Origin of the sequence: Paraburkholderia franconis, assembly GCF_009362735.1 — a bacterium.
GTDB classification, from domain to species: Bacteria; Pseudomonadota; Gammaproteobacteria; order Burkholderiales; family Burkholderiaceae; genus Paraburkholderia; species Paraburkholderia franconis.
Genome location: NZ_WHNP01000152.1, coordinates 1 through 7,029, shown reverse-complemented (window position 1 = coordinate 7,029; position 7,029 = coordinate 1). Strand labels below are relative to the sequence as shown.

The 7,029-nt window shown below is 58.4% G+C and carries 6 protein-coding genes and 3 pseudogenes; 5 read left to right on the top strand and 4 right to left on the bottom strand.

The genetic code is table 11. The features are described from left to right. Nucleotides 1–188: pseudogene (locus tag GCT13_RS46290) on the bottom strand (IS110 family transposase); the annotation flags it as partial. Between the two features lie 246 nt (nucleotides 189–434). On the opposite strand from GCT13_RS46290, the gene GCT13_RS46285 reads away from it, so the two are divergent. Then, on the top strand, nucleotides 435–758 hold the full coding sequence (locus tag GCT13_RS46285; protein ID WP_218274591.1) for a hypothetical protein: 324 nt from the start codon (nucleotides 435–437) through the stop codon (nucleotides 756–758). Nucleotides 759–894: 136 nt separating this feature from the next. Here the strand turns inward: GCT13_RS46285 and GCT13_RS46280 are convergent, their stop codons facing one another. Beyond that, nucleotides 895–2,028: a hypothetical protein gene (locus tag GCT13_RS46280; RefSeq protein WP_143811157.1), complete on the bottom strand. Its 1,134-nt coding sequence runs from the start codon at nucleotides 2,026–2,028 to the stop codon at nucleotides 895–897. Nucleotides 2,029–2,793: 765 nt separating this feature from the next. Here GCT13_RS46280 and GCT13_RS51545 point away from each other — a divergent pair. Beyond that, nucleotides 2,794–2,898, top strand: a pseudogene (locus GCT13_RS51545) (Mu transposase domain-containing protein); the annotation flags it as partial. 133 nt (nucleotides 2,899–3,031) lie between these two features. Here the strand turns inward: GCT13_RS51545 and GCT13_RS48995 are convergent. Next, entirely contained in the window at nucleotides 3,032–3,205 is a 174-nt protein-coding gene (locus tag GCT13_RS48995; RefSeq protein ID WP_160111843.1) for a hypothetical protein, read from the bottom strand. Between the two features lie 430 nt (nucleotides 3,206–3,635). Here GCT13_RS48995 and GCT13_RS46270 point away from each other — a divergent pair, with 430 nt between their 5' ends. The 3 genes from GCT13_RS46270 to GCT13_RS50335 all read left to right on the top strand — a co-directional run bounded on the left by GCT13_RS46270 (nucleotide 3,636) and on the right by GCT13_RS50335 (nucleotide 6,882). Next, complete coding sequence (locus GCT13_RS46270) at nucleotides 3,636–5,114, top strand: aldehyde dehydrogenase family protein (RefSeq protein ID WP_152768290.1); 1,479 nt, start codon at nucleotides 3,636–3,638, stop codon at nucleotides 5,112–5,114. An 88-nt stretch (nucleotides 5,115–5,202) separates the two neighbouring features. Beyond that, nucleotides 5,203–5,706, top strand: coding sequence for a hypothetical protein (locus tag GCT13_RS50340; protein ID WP_227747383.1), 504 nt, complete (start codon nucleotides 5,203–5,205; stop codon nucleotides 5,704–5,706). A gap of 24 nt (nucleotides 5,707–5,730) precedes the next feature. Further along, nucleotides 5,731–6,882, top strand: a complete 1,152-nt coding sequence (locus GCT13_RS50335) for a hypothetical protein (RefSeq protein WP_227747382.1) — start codon at nucleotides 5,731–5,733, stop codon at nucleotides 6,880–6,882. Here GCT13_RS50335 and GCT13_RS46260 read toward each other — a convergent pair. Beyond that, nucleotides 6,779–7,029: pseudogene (locus GCT13_RS46260) on the bottom strand (IS256 family transposase); the annotation flags it as partial. The gene GCT13_RS50335 and the pseudogene GCT13_RS46260 overlap by 104 nt on opposite strands.

Below are 7,029 nucleotides of genomic sequence, written 5' to 3'. Positions count from 1 at the left end.
AGCCAGTACCAGTTGTACGTTGCTTCGATGACCACGCCCACGAGATCTTCGCGGTGCGGTGCCAGTGCTGCCCGGATCTGGATGGGATCGTTCGGCAAGCGCCGTTGGTAGAGCACCCGGTCAGCGTCATCGCTGACCACAACTACGCTGTTGTTCGAATGAAGGTCGATTCCACTAAACTTGTCCATGCCGGCCTCCTGTGCGTCAAGTGGGTGGACCAACCCTGACTTTACGCCCGCCGCCCTACGGCAACGGCGTGAGGCCGGCTACATGATTATCAGATCCGGCACCACGCACCCGTTCGACATCACCACGTTTTCCGGTCATCACTGGAAGACGGCCGGAAGTGTCCAGGAGCGGCGCCGCGAGCTTCGCAAACATTGGGAGGCAGTCAGAAACCGTCCCACCCTTGTCCCGACGGAGCCGCTAATTCCATGACCAGCCCGCGCGAAATCTACATATCAGTCGATGTCGAAACTGCCGGACCGATTCCCGGGGAATACAGCCTACTCTCGATCGGCGCCTGCAATGCAGACGAGCCAACAAGGACCTTTGCATGTGAATTGAAGCCGACCACCCGCAACGCTGACCCGGCCGCGCTGAAGGTCACGGGGTTATCACTGGAGCGGCTTGAACAAGATGGGCTTGAACCACACGCCGCCTGCAGGCTTTTCAGCAATGGGTTGAGCGTGTCGCAGGCGCTGATGGAAACCCTGTTTTCGTTGGCTTTAACGCAGCCTTCGACTGGTCGTTTGTGAACTATTATTTCCACCGCTATCTGGGAAGCAATCCCTTCGGCTTCGCTGCACTTGACATCAAATCAATGTACATGGGTGCTGTCGGCAGCACCTGGCGCGCGACACGGGGTGGATGCGATCCCTCGGTCAGCCGGTATCAGGACACCGTAGAAAACATCGCATTCACGGCGTTCGACTTTAAAAAAACCCGGGGCGCTTTCGCGTTCCCGGGTTCCCGTCCTGTCAAAAAAAGGCTTCTACACGCCCGGCTCCGCTCTCGAGCCCTAACTGTGAAACCCGTTCCCTGGAGAGCCTGATTCACGGCCTGCAACAGTTCTGCCTTGACCTGCGCAATGCCCGTCGGATTTTTGTCCTCGGGGATGCCGTTACTGTAAATGTCGGCACTCCACTCGCCATTCTGAAACACACCGACACCCACATCGAACATGCAGCCCTTGTCCATCACGACGAGCCGCTTCGGCAGCTTCGGCAACGCAAACACCAAGCGCGAGCCGCCGAGGAAACCCTGGATGACAGGGCCGATAGTGATGCGTACGCGCCATGCTCCGTATTGATAGCGGTCAGGCTGGTTAATCGAACAGCGCACGCGTGACGTCAGCGCCGGAAGCATCGCTCGAGCCAGCGCGGCTTTTACCGAACGCAAGCAGCGCGCGTCGTCTTCCTGATGCTTAAGCGAGTAGATGTACAGCCCGCCTTTCCAACGACCGTCGACTATCTTCGAATTAAGCAGACCCTGCCCCGACTGCTTACGCGTGATCGCATACTCACCGTCGACGCGGAACGACCAGTCGCAATCAAGGCGATACAACTCCGTACCGTCAAGCCCGAAGAATTCAGGAATGAGAAATTCCGGCGACAATTCGAGCACTTCTGGTGGAACGCCCGAAATCGCGACAGTCACGTCGTAGGCGATGTCCGAATAGCGGACCGGATTCTGTCGCGCGGGCGAGCGCCGGACGATCTTGATATCGATACGTGCGCCTTCCAGAATCGCACTTACGGATTCAGCGATGCGTTCGTCAGCGAGTTCGGTCATGCGAGCCGCAAACGCTGCATGATCGAACAGTTCGACGCCCGGCGCCTTCAGTTGCTTGCGCGGATGGTCTCCGTCGAGCGCGGCGATAAGCGCAGCATAAGTCTGAACACCGAAACCACGAGCGAAAGACTCGTTGACTTGCGAGTCGGGAACGCGAAAAACGTCGCGGGTCGCGGCGACGAGGTCACGCTTGAGGGACTGGAAATAGACGCGGTCAAACGCAGAGGGTTGCATGAGCACCTCAAAATGTAAGTGAGTAAAAAAACGACAACATGCTTGTTTCTGTTTGCCGGTCTTTACGACAGAAACCTCACTAACGAGGGCTGACGCAAATTTTGCTGCGGGATGCTGCGCTCTACAAGTTTGGCAATACTTCAGTCGAGCAGACTGTGGCGGTTGGCCAGCCGCCAATCTAAATGAAAAGATGGAATGTGACAGGCAGTTGCTGTGCTGTAAGGCGGCGTCGCGTGCCAGACCCGCTTTTTCGACGCACGCACCGGCGCGTCGCTCCTCAACCGGGTGTACCCGATTTAACGCGTTCAGCCGAAGGGCTGGCCACCCCGAAAGCGACGTCCGACGATCCCGCCGTCGGGGTCGTCACAGCATTGTTGCGCACCTTCGTGTGAAGTAATCGCGGGCGCCGAGCCACGGATTTGCAATGCCGGAAGGCGCACACCGGACAGATAGCGAGCGTGCACTCCTTTTAAAATCGGACGTTTCGCCCGCCGCTTGATCGACCGGCTGCAAAGCCACGCACAGCGAGGGAACTCAAAACATTCCCACCGTATTTCACATGGACTCCTACACTAATATCGGGCCGGAACAGGAGCGAAAATGGGCCGACTTCCGCAAATCCGCGGGCAATTTTCCCGCCCTGTCATCGTCTGACAGCAAGACTCCGGCGTCTGGATTCCACAAGGCGGCATGCGGAACTCAAAACTTGTGGAGGCCCAAACGGCAACTCAGAACTTTTCTGCTTCTCGAGAGTCGCTGCTGGCTCAACCCTATGAACTTGCGCGATTCAACACGGTAACCGTTCACATCGACTACCACGTTGAGATCGACAAACACCGCTACAGCCTGCCGCACGCGCTGGTGGGGCAAGGCCATCTATGGTTCCGCGCGGTTCCGGCGAACATGCTGCTTGAAACAGAAATGCTCGGGCACGCCTCTTCCGCCAGTTGCCATGACGCCGAGCCCGCGTAATCCTGCGCGGCGCGTAAGTCGTATGCCCGTTTCAGCGGGGCAATGTCGTCGCCGGAATCGACGGCTGCCGCACCGCATCCAAACGTTGCTGCTTTTTTCGTCTGGCCATGCTGCCATGGATGTGACGCGCATCGCCAGATGTCTCGGTTTTTGTTAGTGATTCCAGGTCATTCGATACGGCTACGCGCATAAGGTCGACCGACACAACGTAACTCCGGGAGGGGAAGCGCCGACGATGTATTCAGTAGAACATAGTCATGCGTTGATGGTGATCAAAGGCACAAAAAGCCTTTTCGCTATACTGCACGTTAGGCGACTCGGGAGTGCTGTTTGGTTTGATTGTTACACGCTCCTTCCGAATAGCTTGCATACCCTGGAGGACATTTCAAAAGACTCTTCGGAACATTGAAGATGTCCACCGGCAAACCAGGTGGCATCCTATCGTCAGCAATCCCTTGTAAATGTCGACGCGTCTTTCAAACCATATGCGCAGACGACGAAAGCCGGGGAGCCATGCATCAGTACGCCCAGCTACCCAGCTCACCCTGGAGAGGCTGCGGTCGAAGCTAACGGGTTTGGCTCTGGATTAACAATCCCGGCAGTTCTTCTTGAAACACTCTCGGACTGAGAAGCGGATGTTGAATGCACAGAAGTTTTACATCGACGGCATCTGGGTCGCGCCGTCGGGCGACGCGCGCCTCGCCGTTGTCGATCCCTGCACGGAAGAGGCGTTCGCGCAGATCGCGCTCGGCAATGCCGACGACGTGGAGCGCGCGGTGACAGCCGCAAAGCGCGCATTCGCGTCGTTTTCGCTGACGCCGCTGACCGAGCGCGTCGCACTGATTCGCCGCATACTCGACGCTTATACGGCGCGTTACGACGAGATGGCCGATGTCATTTCGCGCGAGATCGGCGCGCCGAAAATGCTTTCGCATACATGGCAGGCCGCGCTCGGCAGACGTCACCTCGAAGAACTCCTGCGTACCTGCGAGCGCTTCGCGTGGCAGCGCAAGAAGGGCACGACGCTTGTCAATTACGAGCCCGTCGGCGTGGCCGCGCTCATCACGCCATGGAACTGGCCGATCAATCAGATTGTCTGCAAGGTCGCCCCCGCGATTGCCGCCGGCTGCACGATGGTGCTCAAGCCGAGCGAGATCTCGCCGCTGAACGCCGTGCTGTTCGCCGAGATTCTCGATGCCGCAGGCGTGCCGCCGGGCGTGTTCAATCTCGTGAACGGCGACGGCCCGACTGTGGGCGCGGCGCTCTGCAGTCATCCGGACGTCGACATGGTGTCGTTCACGGGGTCGACGCGGGCGGGCGTGGAAATCGCGAAGCTCGCGGCGCCGACCGTCAAGCGCGTGCATCAGGAACTCGGCGGTAAGTCCGCAAACATTCTTCTCGACGATGTGGACCTGGAAGCCGCCGTCACCTCGGGCGTCTATGAGTGCTTTGGCAACAGCGGCCAGTCGTGTAACGCGCCGACACGCATGCTGGTGCCCGCAGCGCTGCACGACGAGGCCGTGCGCATTGCACAGCATGCGGCGGCCTCTCACTGTGTGGGTCCCGCGAACGACGACCGCACCACGATGGGCCCTGTGGTGAGCGACGTGCAATATACACGCGCGCAACGGCTGATCAAAAAGGGCATCGAGGAAGGCGCACTGCTCGCAGCCGGCGGGCCGGGACGTCCCGATGGCCTGACGCGCGGCTACTACGCGCGGCCCACGGTATTCGCAAACGTCGACCCTTCGATGACGATTGCACGAGAAGAGATTTTCGGTCCAGTGCTCGCCATCATGCCGTATCGCGACGAGGAAGACGCGATCGCGATTGCCAACGATACACCGTTTGGACTTGCTGCATACGTTCAATCCGCGGATCCGGCGCGCGCCCGGCGTGTGGCGTTCCGGCTGCGCGCGGGCAGCGTCTATCTGAACTATCCGGAGTGGGACGCGGGCTCGCCGTTCGGCGGTTATAAGCGATCGGGCAACGGCCGTGAATATGGCGAGTGGGGTCTGGAGGCGTTTCTCGAAGTGAAGGCTATCGTCGGCTATGACGATCAGGCGGGACTCGGCACGCGCGGTGACGTGCGCGCAAACTCTAGCGAGGCATGAAGACTCATTGGCCTCGGGGTATCCAAGGCGCTGGTTGAGCGCGCCCAAACGCTGATATCGCCTCAAAAATATCTCGAGGAGGTCTGCCATGAATGTTCCGGCCTCAGAGCATATCCAGTGGCTCGTGAGTCTTTCAATGCTCCACCAGGTTCGCGCACGGGCGCGCAGTTATGCGGGGCAAGCCAAGCTTTGGCTTCACCCCTATGCCGAGGCCCGCCCGCGTGGGGTGTGCGCAAATTCGTCTGTCTGGTTCACCGCGTACCCGAGCGCGGTTATAGCCGCGCCGGGACAGTCGGTACTCCAGGCATTGGGAAGCGAGACACTGTGGCGTTCGTTGTCCTCGATGGGTATTAATGCTATTCACCCGGGTCCAACCAAAGTCGCCGGTGGTCTTAATGGCGAGCGCTTTACCCATTCGGTAGACGGCAACTTTGATCGCATCGGCCTAGAGATCGATTCCAGATTCGGTACAGAAGAAGACTTCATAGCAATGAGTCGCATGGCGGCAGCGCACAACGCCGTTGTCATTGACGATGTCATTCCTTTGCATACTGGCAAAGGCCCCGACTTCCGGCTCGCTGAGATGAATTAAGGGGACTATCCGGGCCTTTACCATATGATCGAGATCATGCCTGGCGACTGGAACCTTTTGCCAGACGTACCTGGAGGAAAAGATTCCATCAATCTGCCGGCTGACGTGGTCGACACCCTGAAAAGCAAGTGCTACATCGTTGGCCAACTTCAGCGGGTAATGTTTTTTGCGCTAGGCGTCAAGGAAACAGACTGGAGTGCAACCGCTCCTGTACTTGGCGTAGACGGCGTAATGCGCCGGTGGGTATACCTTCACTACTTTAAGGAAGGTCAACCGTCACTAAACTGGCTCGACCCAACATTGGCCGCCCAACAAATCAGTATCGGTGATGCTCTGCACTCCCTGGACGTCCTCGGCGCTCGCGGACTTCGCCTAGATGCCAACGGCTTCCTGGGCATCGAGCGAAGACCACACGGGAATGCATGGTCGCAGAGCCATCCACTCGCGGTCGCGGGCAACCAGCTTCTCGCCGGGGCGATTCGTAAGGCCGGTGGGTTCAGCTTTCAGGAACTCAATCTCACCCTCGACGACATGGCGGCAATGTCCAAAAATGGCGCTGACCTGTCTTACGACTTCGTCACACGTCCTGCGTATCAGCATGCACTTCTGACGGGAGACACTGAGTTCTTGCGACTGATGCTACGCAAAGTCCATCAGTACGGCATCGACCCGGCGTCTCTCATTCACGCACTTCAGAACCACGATGAACTGACGCTGGAGCTCGTACATTTCTGGACGCTACACGCTAACGCAACTTTTATTTTCCAGGGGCAGACATGGAACGGCAACACCCTTCGAGAGCATATCCGGGAGAAGATGTACGAGCGCTTGAGCGGCGAGCATGCACCCTACAATCTTCCTTTCGTGACAAACGGCGTGTCTTGCACGACAGCCAGCGTCATCACTGCGGCACTCAATATTCGGGACCTGGACGCCATAACGCCCGGGGACAGAGACAATATCCGACAAATTCATCTTCTTCTTGCGATGTTCAATGCTTTGCAGCCCGGCGTTTTTGCAATATCGGAGATAAGGTCAAGTCTGGTGTACGGGCCGTTGATAGCGGGCGACGTCAAGCGGCGAGTTTCTGCTGACCCGGTTGATCGTCTTGCACCGGCTCGCCGTCCTGGAAGGCAATGCCCTCCAGCAACAGCTGGATCTGTTCGGGGCCGTTGATCCGGCGCCAGGTTTTTTCCGCTTCCTCGATTAGCTTGAATGCCAGACCGAGGAAGGTCGGTCGCGACACGCAGTTGCGCGTACGCGTAGTACGGTGGCGCACCGTCGCGAACGTCGACTCGATCGCGTTTGTTGTGCGCAGGTGCT